Origin of the sequence: Brachybacterium sp. AOP43-C2-M15 (assembly GCF_052446295.1) — a bacterium.
Classification (GTDB): domain Bacteria; phylum Actinomycetota; class Actinomycetes; order Actinomycetales; family Dermabacteraceae; genus Brachybacterium.
In genome coordinates, this window is sequence record NZ_JBQSWB010000023.1 from 20,540 (window position 1) to 40,924 (window position 20,385).

9 protein-coding genes are annotated in these 20,385 nt (G+C 71.4%); all 9 read right to left on the bottom strand.

What is annotated here, in order from left to right; all coding sequences use genetic code 11:
* Nucleotides 1-30: 30 nt before the first annotated feature.
* The 9 genes from ACT3SP_RS17370 to ACT3SP_RS17410 all read right to left on the bottom strand — a co-directional run bounded on the left by ACT3SP_RS17370 (nucleotide 31) and on the right by ACT3SP_RS17410 (nucleotide 20,065).
* On the bottom strand, nucleotides 31-1,689 hold the full coding sequence (locus tag ACT3SP_RS17370; RefSeq protein ID WP_444588546.1) for a protein kinase domain-containing protein: 1,659 nt from the start codon (nucleotides 1,687-1,689) through the stop codon (nucleotides 31-33).
* The gene (locus ACT3SP_RS17375) at nucleotides 1,686-4,601 is read right to left on the bottom strand and encodes an FHA domain-containing protein (RefSeq protein ID WP_444588547.1); all 2,916 of its coding nucleotides are present in this window, start codon (nucleotides 4,599-4,601) and stop codon (nucleotides 1,686-1,688) included. The genes ACT3SP_RS17370 and ACT3SP_RS17375 overlap by 4 nt, the downstream gene beginning before the upstream one ends.
* A complete protein-coding gene (locus tag ACT3SP_RS17380) occupies nucleotides 4,598-5,479 on the bottom strand; it encodes a PP2C family protein-serine/threonine phosphatase (protein ID WP_444588548.1) in 882 nt (293 codons plus the stop codon). The genes ACT3SP_RS17375 and ACT3SP_RS17380 overlap by 4 nt, the downstream gene beginning before the upstream one ends.
* Complete coding sequence (locus ACT3SP_RS17385) at nucleotides 5,476-7,524, bottom strand: RDD family protein (RefSeq protein ID WP_444588549.1); 2,049 nt, start codon at nucleotides 7,522-7,524, stop codon at nucleotides 5,476-5,478. Before ACT3SP_RS17385 ends, ACT3SP_RS17380 begins: the two co-directional genes overlap by 4 nt.
* Nucleotides 7,521-10,055: a transglutaminase domain-containing protein gene (locus ACT3SP_RS17390; RefSeq protein WP_444588550.1), complete on the bottom strand. Its 2,535-nt coding sequence runs from the start codon at nucleotides 10,053-10,055 to the stop codon at nucleotides 7,521-7,523. Before ACT3SP_RS17390 ends, ACT3SP_RS17385 begins: the two co-directional genes overlap by 4 nt.
* Nucleotides 10,052-11,473 (bottom strand): DUF58 domain-containing protein, encoded by a 1,422-nt coding sequence (locus ACT3SP_RS17395; protein ID WP_444588551.1) that lies wholly within the window; start codon nucleotides 11,471-11,473, stop codon nucleotides 10,052-10,054. Before ACT3SP_RS17395 ends, ACT3SP_RS17390 begins: the two co-directional genes overlap by 4 nt.
* Before the next feature lie 102 nt (nucleotides 11,474-11,575).
* Nucleotides 11,576-12,550 (bottom strand): AAA family ATPase, encoded by a 975-nt coding sequence (locus tag ACT3SP_RS17400; RefSeq protein WP_444588552.1) that lies wholly within the window; start codon nucleotides 12,548-12,550, stop codon nucleotides 11,576-11,578.
* A gap of 65 nt (nucleotides 12,551-12,615) precedes the next feature.
* Entirely contained in the window at nucleotides 12,616-18,846 is a 6,231-nt protein-coding gene (locus ACT3SP_RS17405) for an Ig-like domain-containing protein (protein WP_444588553.1), read from the bottom strand.
* A gap of 211 nt (nucleotides 18,847-19,057) precedes the next feature.
* Complete coding sequence (locus tag ACT3SP_RS17410; RefSeq protein WP_444588554.1) at nucleotides 19,058-20,065, bottom strand: polyprenyl synthetase family protein; 1,008 nt, start codon at nucleotides 20,063-20,065, stop codon at nucleotides 19,058-19,060.
* Between the last annotated feature and the right edge of the window lie 320 nt (nucleotides 20,066-20,385).

A 20,385-nucleotide genomic window follows, 5' to 3' on the forward strand; every position in this document is an offset into this window, starting at 1 on the left:
CGACCGTCCGTCATGGATGCACCGTACCTCTCAGTCGTTCCCGAGACATTCCGTGACCGGATCGCTGGCCGGCCCGTTGGGATTCACGGTCGACACCTCGATGCAGGCGCCGGGCTGCTGCGGCGGGATGTTCAGGGTCACGGCGTTGCGGCCGTGGACCTCGTGCTGCACGCCGTAGCGATCCTGGTAGTTCTCCGGCAGGTCCTTCCAGCCGACGATGAAGAACTCGTCCTGCGAGTAGCCCTCGGGAGGTTCCCAGCTGATCGTCACCCGGCCGGGCGAGTCCGTCCCCGAACCGGCGTCGATGACGTCGAGCTGCACGTCGGTGGGCACTCCCGGCGGATCAGGAGGACGCGTCACCTGGTTGGGGTTCGAGGTCGCGTTCGGTGTGGGCTCCGGTATCAGGAAGTGGCGCACCCCGAGGGTCGCGCCGACGCCCAGCAGGATCACGAGCACCGCCGCCAGGGTCACGAAGGGCCAGGCCGGGGTCCTGGGCCGGTCGGCCGCGCGGTCCTCCTCGGTGGGCGGCGGGAGCGGGGACCTCGCCGAGGCCGCGGAGGGCACCGCGCCCGCCGGACGCAGCATCGTCGACTCCTCCGTCTCCCCGTCCTGCGGTGCGGCCGAGTGCGCCGGGCCCGAGCTGGGGGCGGCGGGCGCTCCGAGCGGCGGCGCGACCCCGGCGTAGGGGTCGAGCCTCCGCCGCGCGCCGGGCGCGGACGAGACGGAGTCCGGGTCGACGGTCGAGACCTTGCGGATGCGGGTGTGCATGTCCAGGTCGTCGTCGTCGGTGCCGTGCGCGGCGGGCGCTGCCCGGTCGTCGAGCACGTCCATCTGCGTCACGGGCAGGGAGAGCGCGAGCTCGACCTGCTGCAGCCCGCGGCCGAAGGCGAGCGCGGTGTCGTAGCGACCTGCAGGGTCCTTCGCCATCGCGATCGAGAGCACCCGGTTGAGCTCGGCGGGGACGTCGGGGCGGCGCAGGGGCTGCAGCGGGTCGGTCCCGATCCGGTGGATGAGGTCGGAGGCGGAGTTGCGCTGTCCGGGTCGCTCGAACGGCGTCTGCCCCGCCAGCAGCGAGTGGACCGTCGCGGCCAGCGAGAACACGTCGCTGCGCACGTCGGCGCGGGGGGTGTCCGCGAAGAACTCCGGCGGGGACCACGGGATCGACATCCCCTGCGAGTCGTCGACGTCGTCCCCCTGCCCGGCGGCGATGGAGATGCCGAAGTCCGTCAGCGCGGGGCGGTTGTAGTCCGTGACGAGGATGTTCGCGGGCTTGATGTCGCGATGGAGGATGCCGGCGCGGTGGGCGGTCTCGACGGCTCCCGCGATCTGCACGCCCACTCGCAGGGCCTCGGCCACGGTGATCCGCTCCTTGCGGAAGCGGACACCGTAGTTCGGGCGGGGGCAGTACTCCATGACGATGTAGGGGCGGTGGTCGTCGGAGACCTCGGCCTGGTGGATCGTCACGATCGACGGGTGGGTCGACATCTGGGCCATGACGTTGGCCTCGCCGTCGAACTGCCGTCTCACGGTCTCGTCGAGCACGTTGGACAGCAGCACCTTGATGGCCACACGCCGCTGGGGACGGAACTGGCGGTACAGGAAGACGTCGGCGAAGCCGCCGGAGCCGAGGATCTGCTCGTACTCGTAGCCGGGCAGCCGGGGAGGCGGTGAGGGCGGTCTCGACGTCATGCACGCTCCCTGAACGTCAGGAGCACACCGTCGCCGAGGTCGAGGCGATCCCCGTCGTGGAGGAGCATCCCCTCGGTCGATCGCAGCCGGACCGGTTCGAATCCTTCGCGATGCAGCGTGGTGCCGTTGGTCGTGCCGAGGTCCAGCGCCACCACGTGCCAGCCCTCGAGCCTCAGCTCGAGGTGCGAGCGCGAGACGTCCTGCTGCGGGCTGGGGACGGTGATCAGCTGCGGGACGTCGCTGACGCTGACGCGGGAGGCGCGGGGGCGGCGACCGATGACGGCGGAGCGGTCGAGCACGATGCGCTCACCGTGCGAGACCTCGACGACCCCGAGCGGCGGGCGCACGACCGTCCGCGTCTCCCCCTGGAGCGGCGCGGAGCAGACCCGGCACACGGCGCGCTCGGGCGAGTTGGCGTGGCCGTGCGCGCAGACCAGGCCGGGCAGGGCCACGGCTCCGCCGCCGACGGGGTGCCCCGATCCGGTGGCCGAGGGCGCGGAGAAGGCCGTGGACGCCGTCCCACCGGCCTGGACGGGCGGCGGGCCGGACGGCGCGACGGGGTGGGGAGCACTGGCATGTCGCCCCGGGTCGGGGCGGCCGTCCCGACCCGCCGTCGCCGGACGTGGTGGGGCCGGGCTGCGCTCGGGCACGGGGCCGCGGGCCGGAGCCGGGCCCTGCCGCCACCCCTGATGCCCGACGCGGTCACCGGCCGCCTCAGGGTTCACTGCCGGGCCCGGGTGCTGCGGTGGCTGCCCTGCGGGCGCGGGGAAGCCCAGCTGCTGGCCGGCGGCACCGGTGGTCATGGGGGCGCCGTACGGCGGGGCCTGTCCGGCGTGGTGCGGGAGGTCGGTCGACCCCTGCTGCCAGTACCGACCGTGGGCACCGTACGGCTCGTCGCCCGCGGGCGAGCGGGTGGACGCCGGACGGGAACCTGTGCTGGGCGCGGGAGGCCGCTCGGCCATGTGGACCTGGGGATAGGCGGGCTCCGGTGCCGCCGGAGCGGCGGCGCGCTGTGCTGCGGCCCGGGCGATCTCGGGGGCGGTGCGCCCCACTCCCGGGACCCAGTCGATGAACTCGCCCCCACCGGCACCGGGCTCGTCGGTCGGGGCTGATTCGGCGGCTCGGGCGGGATCGGGGTCGGGGGCAGATGCGGGCGACGGCCCCGGCTCCTCGGGCCCTGCGGAATCCTCGCTGCCGGGATCGGCGGGCGCCGCGCCGACCGGCTCCTCGGTGCCCTCGTCCTCCTCGTCGTCCGCGGCACGACGCACCGCAGCGTCCTCGATCCGGCGGAACACGGTCTTGCCGAAGAGGTCGTCGTAGGCTCCGGTGTTCTCGACGTCGCTCGGAGCCGGACCCTGAGCCCGTGTCGGAGCGAGGGTGCGCGGCGGGACGGCGGGGTCACGGGGCGGGGCCGGATCGTGGGGCGGGGCCGGATCGCGGGGGGTCGACGGCTCTCGGGAGGATGCCCGCACGTCGTCCCGGCCGTCCTCGCTCGCCTCGGCGTCGTCGACCGGCGCGACCTGGGTGACCGGCGACTCGGGCTCGTCCTCGACCGGCGCGACCTGGGTCACCGGCGACTCGAGCTCGTCCTCGACCGGCGCGACCTGGGTCACCGGAGATCCCGTGTCGATCTCCTCGTCCTCCGAGGGTTCGGGGGTCGGCACGGAGGTCGAGGGGGCCGGGGCGGGCGTCGGTGGCTGCTTCCCCGAGCTGCTGCTCGCCTCGCGCCGCTTCCGGTCGAAGAGCGACGTGCTCACCAGTCGTCGCCGGGGCGCCGACGGTGCTGATGTGCTCGCTGCGGCGGCGCCGGCAGGGGCCACCGCCTCGGGGCTCGCCGTCGCCGGAGCGCTCGGTGAGGCCTGCGACGTGCCGGCCCGTGAGGCGCTGGTCGGCGGGGAGCTGGTCTGCGTCTGCTCGGGCCGAGCGGGAGAGGGAGGTGCAGCGACGGAGTGCGCGGGGTCGGGCTGCGGGCTCTCGTGCTGCGACGGGGCCGTCGTCGCGGCGGTGGCGTCGGGGGCTTGCGCCGCCGTGGGAGCGGCGTCCACCGCGGCCCCCGCCGCGGGCCGCTCCGCGCCGTCGGCGCCTCCCGATGGCGGTGCCGCCGACGTCCCCGGTGCGGCCGGCTTCTCCGATCCGCCTCCGAAGAGACCGTCGAACATGTTCGGACCGGAGGTCTCCGGCGGCGGCGCTGCGCTCGAGGAGCGGCCGCCGCCGGCACCGCCGCGGGATACGGAGGGCGGCATCTCCCCCGGCTTGCGCGTCGCGCTGGCCGGCGTGAGCTTCGGGGGCGGGGCCGAGGTCTTCGCGGGACCGGGCGCGGGACGCGAGGCGCGGCGCTTCGCGGCCTCGGGATCCTCGATCGAGCGGCCGTCCTTCTCCACCTGCTCGGCGAGAGCGGCCCGCTCCGCCTCTCCCAGCTCCGCCGGATCGACCGTGACGTGCACGAACCCGCGCACCGGGACGATGCCGGCCGACAGTCTCGCCCCTCCCACCGAGTCCTCGGGCGGGAGATCGCCGAAGGCGGTGCGCCGCACGCCCTCGAGCGACCTGAGCACGAAGGGTTCGTCCTCGGTGCCGGCGACCTGCTGGGATCCGTCGGCCGTGTAGACGGCGATCGGAGTGGTCCCCTTCACGCCGAACACCCCGCTGGTGCCGTCGTGGAAGCCGAAGAGGAGCGCGCTGATCTTGTCGGCGCTCCCGAGCTCGCCCGCCTCGACGAGCCTGTCGAGGAACTCCTCGGGGGCCGGCTCCTGCCCCAGCACCTCCCAGGCCGCCTCGGTCACCTGCTTGCGCAGACCGGGCACGAGCACCACCCAGGCGTTCTCCCGCAGCACCAGGGTGGCCGGACCCTGCTTGATCCACGTCCCCGTCCCGAGCAGGCTCTCGGGACCGGTGCCCTCCGCCTCGCTCATCGGCCGTCGCCGTCCCCACGGGGAGCGCGCGGGAGCGTGTCCTCGTCCGGCTCGAAGCCCTCGTCCTCGGCGGGGGATCCCGCGCTGTCCGCCGTGTTCTCGCTGACCAGGTCCTGGCCGACCACCTCGACCACCTCGACGAGCACCACGCTGACGTTGTCGTGGCCGCCGCCGTCCAGGGCGCGCTGCACCAGGTCCTCGCTCAGAGTGCGCACGTCCGCCGGGCTGCGCAGCAGGCGCTCGATCTCGGCATCGTCGACCTCGCCGGTCAGCCCGTCCGAGCACACGAGCATCCGGTCCCCTGCCTCGGCCGGGATCAGCCAGTAGTCCGGATCGGATTCGGGACCGGCTCCCAGCGCCCTGGTGACCATGTGTCGATAGGGGTGGACCCGCGCCTGCTCCGGCGTGAGCTCCCCGCGGTCCATCAGCTCCTGCACCACCGAATGATCGACGCTGACCTGCTCGAAGATCTCGCCGGAGAGGCGGTAGACCCGGGAGTCGCCGAGGTTGAGCACCACCCAGTAGCCGACGTCGTCGAGCACCATCGTCGCGACCACCGCCACCGTGGTCCCCGCCCCGAGGGTGCTCTCGTCGCCGAGCTCGGCGATCCTGGTGGCAGCCGAGCTGAGGGCCTCGCCCAGCTGCTCCACGGTCACGTTCTCCTGGATCGTGAGCTTCTCGAACTCCTCGACGGCGATGGCGCTGGCGACCTCGCCGGCGTTGTGCCCGCCCATCCCGTCGGCGACCAGATAGATCGGCGAGGCGTTGAGGAGGCTGTCCTCGTTGGTCGCGCGCACGTGACCGACATGGGTCGCGGCCGCGGAGACGACCCGGATCGTGCCCTGCAGGTCCGGGTCCGAGAGGGAACGGTCGATCACTGCTCCCTCTCCACGGACACGGTCCGATCCCCCAGCGTCACCTTCGCTCCGGTGGGCAGGACCATCGGCGTGTTCGGCACCAGGCTCTCCCGGGTGCCGTCCTCGCGCTCGATCGCGGACCCGTTGGTGGACCCCAGATCGGTGACCGTCACATCCTCCCCGGTGCCGTCGATGCGCAGATGCGTCTTGGAGACCGACCGGGTGTCGTCCTTCATCACGAACAGCACCTCGTCCCCGGTCGCCGAGGGATTGCGCCCGACGACGACCGGCTTCTCGACCAGACGCTCGGCGCCGTCGTCGGTGATCAGCCGGAGCTTCTTGACGGCGGGCAGCTGCACGGCGGAGATGCGGGTCTGCTCGAGGTCGCCCAGGGAGTCGTCCGCGACGGTGAGACGGGTCTGCTCGTCCACGGCATCGTCCTCCGTACCCCAGGCGTCCGCCGTGAGATCGCCGGGCACCTCCTGCGAAGGCTGCTCGTCCTGTGCGTGGGGCGGCGCCCAGCCCTGGGTCTCGGCACTCGGGACGGACCCCTGCTGTCCCTGCGACCGGTCCCACGACTGCTGCGGGGCGGGGTCGCCCCAGGACTGCTGCTGAGGCTCCGACGCCCCCTGGTCGTCCCAGCCCGACGGCTGCGGTGCGGACGGCCCCCATCCGGGCTGCGGCGGTGCCGGCTGATCCCACGACTGCTGCGGCGCGGGTTCGGCGCTCTGCTGACCCCACCCCGGCTGCTGCGGCGCGGACTGGTCCCCCGGCTGCTGCGGGGCCTGCCGGCCCTGATCGTCCCAGCCCTGCTGACGGTCGGGCATCGGCTCGACGGGCGGGGGCGCCCAGCCTCCGGCGGGCGGCTGCGAGACGGGAGGCTGCGCGACGGGGGGCGAAGCGGCCGGGGGCGGGGACCATGCACCGCCCGCATCCTCCGCCGCCGGGGCCGCCGAGCCGCTCGGGGCCGAGGGGGCGTAGGGGCTCGGAGCGACCTGCTGCTCCTGGCCCCAGGCCCCGGAGGAGGCAGGCTGCGCGGGCGCGGAGCCCGCCTCGCCCGCCCACGCCGCACCGGGCTCGGAGAGCAGGTTCTCATGCGTGGAGACCGCGACCGAGGGCGCGCCGAGATAATGCTCGGCGCTCTCGCGCTCGAAGTCGTCGGGCCGCGGGAGCATCGGGTTGCGCCCGGCCTTGGCGTCCGCGACCACGGAGTCGATCGCCCTGTCGTGGAATCCTCGCAGGTGCTTCCGCGGGTCCAGGAAGATGGACAGCGCCATGATCAGCGGGATGATCCCGTACAGGAACCACCGCCCCAGCGCGCGCAGGAATCCGATCGGACCGCCCTGGCTCGCGCGGGTGACGCGCAGCCCGAGGATCAGCTTGCCCAGGGTGAAGCCCTTCGCCCCGGTCAGCCAGATCATCAGGATCGAGTAGGCGACGGGCAGCGCCGTGCCCACGCCGACCAGGATCTGCGTCACCACGCCGATCGACTCGCTGAACAGCACCAGGGAACCGCCGATCATCAGCGGCACGAGCACCAGTGTCGCGAGCACGGAGTCGACCAGCGCCGCGAGGAAGCGCTTCAGCAGCGGTGCCGGCACGCATCCGTCCAGCGGTGGATCCAGCGGAGCACCCGCCGGGCCCGCGCCCGTCGGCGGGCTGCTGGTCGGTCCGCTGCCCGACGGCGCGGGACCGGACGCCGGCGCCGGGGAGCCGGGCGCGCTCGGCATGCCCGATGCGGAGCCCTGACCGTACTGGTTCATCGGAGGCTGGGTGACCATCATCTGATCGTACTGGTCCTGGGAGCGCAGCGTCGTGGCCCCCGGCCGCTCCGGCTCCAGCGACTCGCGCGTGATCAGCTCGATGCCCTCGTCCTCCGCCGGCGCCTGCTCCCCGCCCCCGAGATCCCGCGAGCGCGGCTTCGGCGCCTGGGACCATGCCCCCGGTGCATCGGTCGCACGGCGCTCGTACGGCGAGGCCTGGTAGCGCGCGCCGCATTCCCCGCAGACCGCCGCCCCTTCGGACAGCAGCGTCCCGCAGGTGCTGCAGTATCGCGTCTGGTTCATCGGGTCCGACCCTTCCTCGGGAACATGGACGTCCTGGGCTTGTTCACCATGCCTCGCAAGGACCACGGTCGCCGTCGCCGCATCTGTGTCCGTCGCTGCGCCCTGCGGCGGGCGCGGGCGTTGATCCGCTCGCGACGACGCTCTCCGCGGCGCTCTGCGGACCGTCGCCGGAAGGAGCGCAGGGAGATCGCCGCGCGCAGCCGCCGATGCCACGGCACCGCGCCGGACATGGTACGCCGCGCGGACATGACGTGGGCCCAGTACTCGTCCGACGCCGCCTCCGGCAGGTCGTCGGGGCCGAACACGGCACGGTCCGCACGCCCGGCAAGGGTCAGGGCCCCTGCCGCCGGGATGTCGGCCTCGAGGCGGGCCGCTGTCTCCGCACGGGTCATCAGCGGATCGGGCCGATGGCCGAGGTCGGTCATCAGGTCGAGGATCTCCTGCCAGCCGCCGTCGATGCGGGCGGGCAGCGCTCCGCGCGTGCGCCGACGCCGGCGCCGCACGGCCTTCGCGATCACGACGGCGAGGATCGCCAGGGCGATCAGGCCGACCGGGATCAGCGCGTACCCCAGGAGCACGAGCCAGGAAGCGGCCGGGTCCTCCTCCTCGGAGTCCTTGTCCGCGTCCTCGCCCATCGCCCCCGGTGGAGGGGTCGGCGGCTCGGCCGGCGGAGGCGGCGGCTGGGCGACCTGGGGCAGCGGCTTGTCGACCTCCGTCTTCTCCGGCTCGGTCGGCTGATCGTCCTCGTCGGGAGCGGGATCGAAGCGCACCCAGCCGACGTCCTCGAAGGCGACCTCGACCCAGGCCGTCACCGCCTCGCCGGTGATGTCGACCGTCCCCTCCTGACCGGGCGGGACCTGGAAGCCCATGACCACTCGCGCCGGGATGTCGATCGACCGCGCCAGCGCCGCGATCAGAGCCGCGTACTGCTCCTCGTCACCGATGCGGCCCAGCGGCTGGGCGTCCTTGGCCTCCTTGTCGAAGCCGATGTCCTCGAGCATCGCCAGCAGGCGGCTCGCCCCGTGCCCGGACAGCGAGGCCGTCTCGTCGGCGAGCCCGTTGGAGTAGAACCCGTCCGTCTTCACCGCGCGCGAGAGGTTCCGGAACTTCTCGAAGTCCGAGTCGGAATCCCCCACCCAGTCCTGCGCGAACTGGGTCAGCTCGTCGATCGGCGCGTTCTCGGGCAGCTCGATGTCGGCGAACTTCGCGGTGCGCAGCTGCTCGCCCGTCGGTTCGACGTACGGCTCGTAGGTGAGGTCGTAGGTGTCTCCCTCGCTCACCCCGCGCGAGTTCACGACAGTCTGCGACTGCCGGTTCATGTAGAGGTTCTCGGCCGTGACCCCGGAGCGCTCGGCGGACATGTCCTCGATGTCGATCCGGTCGGTGCGCTCGCCCACCGTGGGCATCCAGACCCCGTCGTAGGCGCCGATCGTCACGGAGGAGACCTGCTCCTGACCGCCGCCGGCGTGGAGGTCGACCCCGGGCGCCGTGCGCAGGAACGCCCCCGAGGCGCTGTCCTTGTCCCGGTTCCCGGCGACGTTGTAGACCTGCAGGTCGTAGTAGTCCATCGTGGCCAGTCGGATGTACTCCCCCGCGCCGACGCCGGTGATGGTGAACAGGGTCTCGGCCCGCTGGTCCTTGAGATACCCCCGGAACTCGGACAGCGGGGAGACGTACTCCCTGGGGTCGAAGGGCGGGGAGATGTAGTCCCGGGTCGCGTACCGGATCGTCCCCTCCGGCGGGTCCAGCAGCGGCTGAGCGGCGACGGCTCCCCCGCCGGCGAGGGCCATGACGAGCGCTCCGCCGATCACGCGGCGACGCAGCACCGGGTTCTGCCAGGATCCCGGTCGCACCGAGTCGGAGATGATCGTCGACCGCGCGCCGGCGAGGCGATCCCCTTCGAATCTCCAGGTCAGCCACGCCATGGAGACGACCGCGTAGAGCACCCCACGCAGCCCCGGTGCGACGTGCTGGTCGGTGCCGAAGACGATCGTGACCGCGACCAGGGCGAGGGGGAACAACCAGGCCAGCACGTAGAGGCGGCTGCGCATGACGACGGACATCCCCAGCAGCGACAGCAGCAGCACGCTGATCCACACCACGCCCAGCACGCCCTGGGCGGTACCGACCGGCGGGGCCACGGTGAGCACGGACTTCCAGCTCGTCACCGGTGCCTTGACCAGCTCCCACAGGGCGCCGGGGCTGGGGATGATGCCCCAGATCGCGCGAGTGGGGGCCGCGAACATCGGACCGAACAGGAAGTACACCAGCAGCACCAGGGGGGCGATCCGCAGCGGACCCCACCGCCACCGACCGCCGATCAGTGCGATCAGCGTGCCGAAGACCAGCGCCATGACGCCCGTCAGCAGGTACTGCACCCCGCCGTAGACGTGGTGGAAGCCGAGCAGTGCGATCACGAACAGGACGGCGACCGCGCACACGTCGAGCGCGCGGCGTCCGTTGGGGATGCCCGAGAAGTAGCTCGGAGGGCGCGTCGCAGAGGCGGTCGTCGCAGGAGTGGTCGTGGTCATCGGCCCACCGCCCGCAGCGCGCGGCCCAGGGTGTCGAGGGAGCCGACGGTGACCACGTCCAGACCGCCGATCGCCGAGCGCTTGACCTCGGCGTCGTCCACGCAGCGGATCGCCACCGCCAACACGCCGATCGGAAGCTGGTTGGCTGCGGAGTTCAGCTCGCGCGCCGTGGTGTGGGAGCCCACCACCAGCATCACCGCAGAGGCGTTGGGGGCGAGGTCCGCGGCCTTCTGGCCGAGCTCGTGGAAGGAGGCCCGCTCCTTGCGCTGCTCGAGCACGGTGTAGTCGTCCATCATCTGGCGCAGTGTCCCGGTGCGCTGGCGCTCGTCGAAGGAGAACGAGGTCAGCTCCTTCTCCTCCCGGAAGGTCTGGGCCGAGATCGAGGCGGCGACGGAGACGGCGAGCTCGAACTCGTCCTCGCTCCCGTAGTGCTCGGCGAGGTTGTCCATCGCGACCACCACGTGCGAGCGCCGCGTCTCCTCGAACTGGCGCACCATGAGCTTCCCGGTGCGGGCGGTGGTGCGCCAGTGCACGTGGCGCCGGTCGTCGCCGGGAGCGTAGTCCCGCAGTGCGTGGAAGGCGATGTCGGAGCTGGAGAGGTCGGAGGAGGGGGTGCCCTCGAGGTCGCGCAGGAAGCCGCTGGCCGCCTCGTCGAGCCGGACGGTCCGCGGGTGCACGAACAGCTCCTGTGCCCTCGCCCAGGTGACCTGACGCCGCATGAGGGAGAGCGGATCGTCCCGCACGGAGCGGACGGGGCCGACGACCAGCACCGCTCGGCGCCGGGTGGGCACTGCGAACAGCTCCTCGTGCTCGGCGCCGGCGGCCAGTCGCGGCACCAGGAACTGTGCCGTGGCCGAGCCGACGGCGAGCTCGATGCGCGAAGGCAGGATCGTCCGCTGGGTGGGGTTGGCGACCTCGACCCGGCCGACGGCGCGGGTGCCCACGACGACGCGGTGCGTCTGCAGGTCGAGGGTGATCCGGTACGAGGCGCGGCCCAGCACGAACAGCGCCGCGATCAGCAGCGGCACGGTCAGTGCGAAGGCGATCACGTTCAGCTCGGTGATGTGCAGGGTGAGGCCGACGAACCAGCAGGCCGCGGTCACACCGATCACGGCCCATCCGATCGGGGAGACGACGTCCAGCACGGGGTGGATCCAGCGCTGCCACAGCTCGACGGCACGGTCCCGGAGCCCGGCGGCGCCGGAGAGGGATGCGCTCTCGGCGGGCCGCTGCCCGTCGTCGTGGGCATCGGGCGACGACGCCGCGCCCGTGTCGCCGGCAGCCGCGCCGGCCCGCTTGCGGCGGGTGCGAGCCTCCGCCCGGGCCTCGGCCCGGGCGGCGCTGCGCCGCTTCCTCGACGCCGCCTTCGCCGCTCTCGCGTCAGCGGTGTCGCTGGGAAGGGGGGTCTCGGTGTTCACGAATCCCGCTCCTCCCGCTCGTCCCTCGCAGTTCGTCGACGAACGGTGCTCATGCGTCCCTCTCCTCCCGCTCGTCCCTCGCAGTTCGTCGACGAACGGTGCTCATGCCGACTGCTGTCGCGCCTGGGGCGGCGCCACCTCGCTGAGGATCTTGGTCATGACGCTCTTGGCGGTGGTGCCGGCGAACTCCGCCTCGGGGTCGAGCACGAAGCGGTGCAGCCACACCGGCTCCACCAGGTGCTTGACGTCGTCCGGGATGACGTAGTGGCGGCCGTTCACGGCGGCCCACACCTTGACCGCGCGCATCAGGGCGAGTGCTCCACGGATGGAGACGCCCACGCGCACGTCCGGAGCCAGACGAGTCTCCTCCATGAGGCGGGAGACGTACTCGAGCACCGCAGGATCCACGTGCACGGTCGCGGCCAGCTGCGTCATGTCGTTGACGGCCTGCAGGGAGATGCGCGGGGTGAGCTGCGAGCTGCGGTCGCGCAGGGCGGAGCCCTGGAGGATCTGCACGCTCGAGGCATGGTCCGGGTAGCCGATCGAGGTCTTCATGAGGAAGCGGTCCAGCTGGGCCTCGGGCAGGCGGTAGGTGCCGGCCTGCTCGATCGGGTTCTGGGTGGCGATGACCATGAAGGGGTTGCCGACCTCATGGGTGACGCCGTCGACGGTCACGCGTCCCTCCTCCATGACCTCGAGCATCGCGGACTGGGTCTTCGGCGAGGCACGGTTGATCTCGTCGGCCAGCACGACGTTCGCGAACACGGGGCCCTTGTGGAACTCGAAGGACTTGGTGTTCTGGTCGTAGATGGTGACGCCGGTGACGTCCGAGGGCAGCAGGTCCGGGGTGAACTGGATGCGGGTGCTGGTGCCCTGCACCGTCGCCGCGATCGACCGGGCCAGCGAGGTCTTGCCCGTGCCCGGCGCGTCCTCGAGCAGCACATGGCCCGGGGACAGCATCGAGGTCAGCACCAGGCGCACCACCTCGTTCTTGCCGAGGACGGCCTGGCCGACGCTCTGGACCAGCTTGTCGAAGGTCTCGGCGAACCAGCGTGCCTGTTCGGGGGTCATGCTCATGGAGAGGGATCTGCTTTCGGTGTGGGGTTGCGGGGCGGGCGGGATCTCGTCGGGACGCGAGGTTCCTACGGGAGCGAGTGGACGCTGGTGATCTTGCCGTTCACCTTCACCTCGAACTCGTTGTCCGGGTAGCCGTAGTGAAGGTCATATCCGGCACCCGTGGTCGAGTAGTTGCCGTTCGCATCGGCCTTCGCCTTGACGACCTTCTTCCCGTTGATGACCCAGTCGCCACCGCCGTGTGTGTCCGACTTCCGTGTGAAGAGCGTCAGGTCATAGGTCTTGCCGGGTTCGAGGTTCGTCAAGCGGATGTCGACCTTCCGGCAGTGCTGCGTGTAGCAGACATCGTTCGTCGCCTTCTCGCCCCACTTCACGCTCGACTTCGGTTGGGGCGGGGTCCACTTCTGCGCCTTCTGGGTGGTCGACGCCGCCCCGCTGGTCAGGCCCTTCGCGTTGACCACACGGGCCTCGATCTTGACGCTGCCCTGGGACTTCTTCTGGAAGGTCTTGGAGTAGGAGGTCCCCGCGTCCTGCCAGGAGCCGCCGTCGATCCTCACCTGGAGGGTCTTGCCACCGGCGCCGCCGTCGCCGCCTCCGGCATTGGCCTTCACCGTGACGGGGCACTTGCTCTCACCGGTGCACTTGCCGTTCGAGGACGAGACCGTGGGCTTGGCGGGCTTCGTGTACGGGGTGATGGAGTCGGTCTGCTTGGACCGCTCGCTCACCCCGCCGTCGGCAGCGTGCCCGTTGTGGGCCTCGACGGTGAAGCGGTACGCGGTGCCGTTCTTCAGCCCGTCGATCTTGACGCTGGTCGCGGGGGCGTCGACGGTCTTGGATCCCCCGTTCCATCGCACCACGTACTTGGTGACGCTGGTGCCGTTGCCGTCGGCCGCGTTCCAGCTCACGGTGGCGCGGCCGTTCGGGCCGTCCCCCTCGCCCTCGCTGGGCATGGACGCCTTCACCCCGCCGGGGGTGGAGGGCTTCGCCCAGGGGACCACGGCGTTGGAGGCCTTCGAGTCCCCGACGCCCTTGCCCACCGAGTTCACGCCCTTGTAGGTGAAGGTGTGCTTCGAATCGCGGTCCAGGTCGCGGAACGTGGCGGTGGTCTTCGAGGCGGGGACGGTCTGGGACTTCCCGGACGAGGAGGTGACGATGTACTCCGTGATCGGCTCACCGTTGGCCTCCTCGTCGGTCATCTTCGGCCAGGTCACGGTGACCCCGCCGCCCACCGGATCATCGATGCGCTCTGCCGTCGCGGTCCCGCTGGGTGCCGCGGGCCGGCCGGCGGGATGCTCTGGCGAGGACCAGTCCGACCAGTCCGAGGGCTCGTCGGCGAGATTCTCCGCCTGCACTCGGAAGCGGTAGTCCACCCCGTTGGTCAGGCCCGAGAACACCGTCTGCGTACTGCCGCCCTCCACCGACGTGGACTGCAGCTCTTCGGTCGCGGTGTTCTGGATCTGCACGGTGTAGCTCCGGATCGCGGAGCCGCGGTTGACCGGCGGGCTCCAGGACACCGTGAGCTGCTCGTCACCGCGCTCGGCGGACGGTGCGTCCGGCTTCTCGGGTCGTACATCGGGGCGGGCCACCGCGGAGGGCACCGAGGGGGTCGAGTCCCCGACGCGATTCTTCGCGACCACCTGGAAGGTGTACTCGGTGTCGTTGGTCAGGTCCGTGATGGTGCACGAGGTGGACTCGCAGGACTGAGTGACCGAGGGGCCGCTGGCCGAGATGACCTCGTAGCCCTCGATGGGAGCGCCGTTGTCGTCCCCGGCGGTGAAGTTCAGCTCCACGAACCCGTCCCCGACCTCGCCGATGCGCGGAGCCGACGGCGACTCCGGCTTGCCCAGCACGGTGACCCGGATCTCCCCGGTCACCTCGCGCTCAGGGTCCCCGGTGTCGTCCTGCACCGTGTAGTTGGCGGTGAGGATGCCCTTCATGTCCTCGTCGGGCGTGATCGTCACGCTCCCGTCGTCGAAGTCGACCTCGCCCTTCCCGGCGGTGAGCGCGGCACCGGTGATGGTCCGTGACCCGCCCGGGAAGGGGTTGGAGTCGTTCTCGAGCACCTTGAGCGTCTCCGACGTCCCCGCGTCGATGGTCTCCTCGTCGCGCACGGCCGAGATCAGCGGCCGCTGGGAGGCGCCGACGGTCACCTGGACGGTGGCGGAGACTGCCGGGTTGGTGCCGTCGGTGACGGTCACGGGCACGTTGATGATCTCGCCCTTGGTGGACCTCGCCGACGCCTCGGCCGACAGCGTCGACCCCTCCAGCCCGATGCTGACCTCCGGGTGCTCGTCGACGCTGCCGAGCTCGTAGCTCAGCTCGTCGCCCTCGGGGTCCTCCGCCCCGGCCGCCAGGTCGACGGTCGACCGGGCGCCGCCCTGCTCGACCTCGAGCAGGGCTCCCTTCAGGGTCGGCGGGAGGTTCGTCTCCTCCGGCTCGACCACCACCGGGATCGCGAGGGTCGCAGTGGCCGCGGTCGCGTCGCCCACCTCGCCGTCGGTGACCTCGACGGTGATGGTGTCGTTGCCGGAGAAGTCCGCGGCGGGCCGGTAGACGAGCGTGGTCGCGTCCGCGACCAGGTCGCCGCCGTCGCTGTGCGGGGCGGTCACACCTGCGGGATCGGTGACCTGCGCAGGCTGTGCCCCGGGCCGCACCCGGACGTTGTTCGGGTCGTCGAGTTCGATCGTCCCCTCGGAGCCGGCCTGGACCTCGAGCGGCTCGCCCACCCAGACCGGGGCCTGCTTGGCGGTGCCGGGGACCCAGATGTACCCGGCGGAGTCGAGACCGTCCGCATCGGTGATCGAGTAGCGGATCCGCTGCTGCTCCTCCTGCGGGACGACGCGGACCGTCTCACCGTCCTCGAGCAGCTCCGCCCCGTCGGACGAGTCCTCGAGAGCGACCTCGAGATCGCTGGTGCTGCCGTCCGGGTCCGAGTCGTTGGCGAGCACGTCGACGTCGATCGTCACGTTCTCGGTGTCCAGGACGTCCTCCACCGCCACGAAGTCGTCCCGGGCGATCGGGGCGCGCAGCGGCGCATTGCCCGCCACCTTGATGGTGGCGGTCGCGGAACTCTTCAGCTGCCCGTCCGAGGCGGCGTAGACCACGGTGTGGGTCCCTGCCTCCGACGGGGTGACCACGGTGACGTAGCCGTCGTCGGCATCCTCCGGCGGGGCCTTGTACTCGATCTCGGTCATCGGGTCGACGTCGTCGCGGACCACGGAGAGGGGGTCGCCCTCGGGGTCGGTGTCGTTGTCGAGGACAGGGATCTGGACCTCGCGGTCCGGACGCACCTCGACGATGTCGTCGACCGCGTACGGGGCCTGGTTCCTGTCGTTCGGGGCGGCGACGCCCACCAGCACCTCCGCGGTGCCGATCGCTCCATGACGATCCATGACCTGGTAGCGGAACCGGTCGGTGCCCAAGGAGTCCTCATAGGGCAGGTACTCGATCCACTCGCCGTTGGCGCTCACGACCTCGCCCAGGGTCGGCATCGGGCTGGTGACGCCGGTGAGCATCACGGAGTCGCCGTCCGGGTCGATGCCGGTCGTGGAGACGGGGATCCGCACGGGGGTCCCGGCCACGGTGCGCGCCGTGAGGTTGTCCGGCCGGGGGGCGGAGTTCTCGGTCTCCTGGGGGACGATCGTGATGTGGACGGGTGCCGAGCCGGTGCGCCCCGTCTCGTCGATCACCTGGTACTGCACGACGGCCTCGCCGGAGGCGTCATCGTCCGCGCTGAAACGGACCTGGTCCTGGTGGGGCTCGGTGTGGCCCTGGTCCTCGGCCCGCGAGGTGTCCAGCTCCCCCGCCAGCTGGAGATCGGCGCCCGTGGGCGAGGTGTCGTTGGCGAGCACGTCGATGTTCACCATGTCGCCGGCGCGCACGACGGCGCGGTCCGGAACCGCTTCGGGGTTCGCGAACTGGGTGTCGGTGCTGGTGACCATCACCCGGACGGTCCCGGTGGAGCTGCCGGCGGAGTTGGCGACCTCATAGGTCACCGGGATCGGCTCCTCGCCGACCGTCGCTCCCGGCGCGGCCTCCACCCGTATCAGGTGGTGGTTCACGACGGTGGCCTTCAGACCCGAGTCCGCCGGGACGTCGATCGAGTTCACCACCAGCACCCCGCCGGTGGGATCGACGTCGTTCTCCAATGGGTCGATCAGGGTGTCCGTCCCGGTGATCACCGTGCCCATGTCGTCGACCGCGACGGGCTCGAGCTCCTCCGAGTCCGGCTCGACGACATCGATGCGGATCAGGCCGAGCGAGGACGAGCTGGCACCGCTGGCACCGACGGTGTACTCGAGGTAGTAGACGCCCGGTGTGCTGCCCTCGACGTTGATGGTGCCGGCGTCGGTCACGGGGTCGACCTCGAGACCCTCGACATCGCTGACGCTGATCAGCTCGAGGTTCCCGCCATTGGGATTCAGGTCGTTGGCCAGCGGCTTGATGGTCGTGGTGCGACCGGCGACGATGCTGGCGTGGTCCGCGGTGGTGATCGGCACCAGATCGCTGTCGGTCACCGACTCGATCTCGACCACGCCCTCCCCGACGGTCCCCTTCTCGTCGCGGAAGGTGAGCTGGACCTGCTTCGTTCCCGGGGAGAGACCGGCATCGTTGAAGGTGATGTGGCCGTCGGGGCGGAAGCTCACCACGTCCTCGGGCGCGACCGTGGCGTTGGCGAGGTAGAAGGCGTCGCCGTCGGGGTCCTCCCAGTACGGGAGGATGTTGAAGCTGACCTCCTCGCCGGAGCGGACCTGGACCTTCGTCGTGGTGTCCTCGGCCTCCCGCGGGCCCTCGCTCTCCGCGTCGCCGCGGACCTCGAGCGTGACGCTCGCGGTGTCCTTCCCTCCGCGCCCGTCGTCGACCTCGTAGGTGAAGGAGGCGCTGCCGGAGGCGTCCTCGTCGACCTCGATCTGGAGCTGGGTGCCGCCGCTGATCGCGGCGACCGTGCCGATCCCCGGCTGTGCGCCCTCCAGGGCCACGCTGAGAACGTCTCCGTCCGGGTCGGTGTCGTTCCGGGTCACGGGGAGCACGATGCTCTTGCCGGGACGCACGCCGAAGGTGTCGTCGTTGGCCGTCGGCTGCCGGTTCTCCTCGTCGCGCTCGGCGGCGACGTTGGTGATCGTGGTGGTGAGGGTCTCCTCCTTCTCCTCCTCGGAGTCGCTCTTCTGGATCTCCTGGCTGATCTCCCAGTCGTCCACGACCTGCATGCTGTCCATGATGTTCCAGGACAGCCCGAACTTCTGATCGTTGAGGACCACGAGGTCATGGTTGACGCGCAGGGTGAGATCGGCGGCGCCGTCGGCCTCGGGGATCGTCTCGATCTCGTCCTCCGCCCCCTCGCAGGACTTCACGTACCGGAGCGATCCGCCCCAGGCTCCGTAGGAGCAGCCCTGCACCTGCGCAGGGCGGACCACGTCGGTGCCGGTGCCGCCTGCCTGGATCACCTCGGCCTTCCCGCCGTCGAAGGGGATGACGAACAGGGAGTCGGCCGTCGCCACCACGAAGTCCTCGGAGGCGGGGCCGGACTGCTGGAGCTGCGCGTCGTCGAGAGAGGAGACGCCGTAGTCCACCAGGTCGTAGTCCTTCACGTCGGTGCCGACGCGGAGCAGACGCTTCTCGCGGTCGAGGATCACCGGCTTCTCACCGATCGCGGCGAGCTGCAGCGACTCAGGCTTCTGGGAGACGTTGCCGACATCGTCCGGCTTCTTCGCCGTCGTGTCCCGGGTATCGGCCTCCCGCGGGTAGGTCAGCAGCTCTCCCCCGTTGAGGACGAAGACCGTGCCCTCCGTGGAGACCGCGACCGGCAGTGGCCCGCTGCTCCCCTCGAGGACCGGTTCGACGGCGCTCGCGTCGAAGGCGGCGGCCTCCTCGGGCGAGAGGATCCACACCCGCCCGTCGGGAGAGGAGATCGCGACCCGGTCCTTTCCGATGACGACCTCGGAGTCCGGAGGCAGCTCGACGAGTCCGTTGCGGGTCACCGACGCGGTGTTGATCGGCGTCATCCCCCGGGGCCCGGTCTCGATGACGTGGTACCCGGACTGGATGATGTCGAGGTCCTGGCCGGTGGAGGCGAGGCGCGCGTCGAGCTCGCCGGCGTCCACGTTGAGTCTGCCGAGCAGGCCCTCCTGCTCGCTCGTGACCCAGACGCCGCCGTTGGAGACGTCGACGTCCGAGGACGACAGCCCGGGGAAGCGCAGTGCGAAACCGGTGAGCACCAGCGCGACGACGGCGATGGCCGCCGACGAGACGACCGTGACCTTCCGTCCCCGGCGCCGCTTCGGACGAGCGGTGTCAGACATGGACGTACCCCCAGGACATCTTCTGTTCCACAGCGCACGTACCAGCGGCTCCACTGCATCCCCTCAGGGAAGGCACCCCCGAAGTCGGCCCGGTCGCGCGCGCGACCTCGACCAGGGTACTAGCAGGGAGCGCTCAGCACCACGAGCAACCGGTCACGTCCACTGGAACTCGCAGGTCACAATGCACAAATCGTGACCGGGACGGGGGCTCTCAGCGCTGCCGGCGCACCAGCGTCGTGGTGAAGGCCGTCAGGGCATCGCGCACGGGCCCGGCAGGCAGATCGGAGAGGATCTCCACTGCCTCGTCCGCCGTCCGACGGGCCAGCTCCCGGGTCTCCTCGAGAGCCGGATCCGCACGCAGCAGGCCGACGAGCTCGTCGAGAGCCGCCTCCGAGCTCAGGTCCCCGTCGAGGCGCCGCACGATGTCGACGCTGCGCGGGTCCTGCTCCGTCGCCGCGCGACGACGCACGAGCAGCGTGGGCATGGTCGGTACGCCCTCGCGCAGATCCACGCCGGGTGTCTTGCCGCTGGTCTCCATGTCGCTCTCGAGATCGAGAACATCATCGGCGAGCTGAAACGCGACCCCGACCTTCTCCCCGTAGCGACGCATGACGTCGTCCGACCCTGCGGGGGCACCCGCCAGGGACGCGCCGAGGGCACCGGCGAGAGCGAGCAGGGAGGCTGTCTTGTCCGAGAGGACCGAGAGGTAGTGCTCGAAGGGATCGTCCTGCGGTGTCGGACCCACGGTCTCGTGGAGCTGGCCGAGACAGAGCCGCTCGAAGGTCTCCGAGTGCAGACGCACTGCGTCCGCCCCGATCCGGGCGCTGAGACCGCTGGCCCGCGCGAAGAGGAAGTCTCCGGTCAGGATCGCGACGTTGTTCCCCCAGAGCGCGTGGGCGCTGTCGGTGCCGCGTCGCGTGGCCGCGGAGTCCATGACGTCGTCGTGGTAGAGGCTCGCCAGGTGCGTCAGCTCGACCAGCACCGCGGCGTCCAGGACGCCTTCGGCATCGACGTCACCGAGCGAGGCTGCGAGGAGGACGAGCATCGGACGCACCCGCTTGCCGCCGGCGTCCATGAGGTGACGCCCGGTCCATCGGACCATGTCGTCCGACGTGGCCACGGACGCACGCAGACGATCCTCGATGGCACCGAGGCGCTCGACGATGCTCGTCGCGAGATCCTCATCGATGTCGGGAACGCCCGGCAGCGTGGACGGCATGACTCTCCTGGTCCTCGACGGGTGCACCGCAAGGGTGCCCCGGAACATGATGTGCGGTGTGCGCGGGGCGGAACTCCGCTCCAGGACCCGCGCCGCACCCTCGAGGTCCGGACGCTGATCCGATCGCCGAGTCTACCGGGGTGGTGCACCTCCCGGAGGCGCCGGAGGTCCTGAGGTGAGCGGACGAACGCCGAGGCCGCGCCTGACGTGGGATGCACGGGATGCAGTCATCTGCCGGCCGGCCGCTGAATGCGCGGCGGGCGGCGCGTCTGCCGGGCCCCTGCCAGCGCCTCCGCGCAGCACCCGGCCGACCCTCCCCA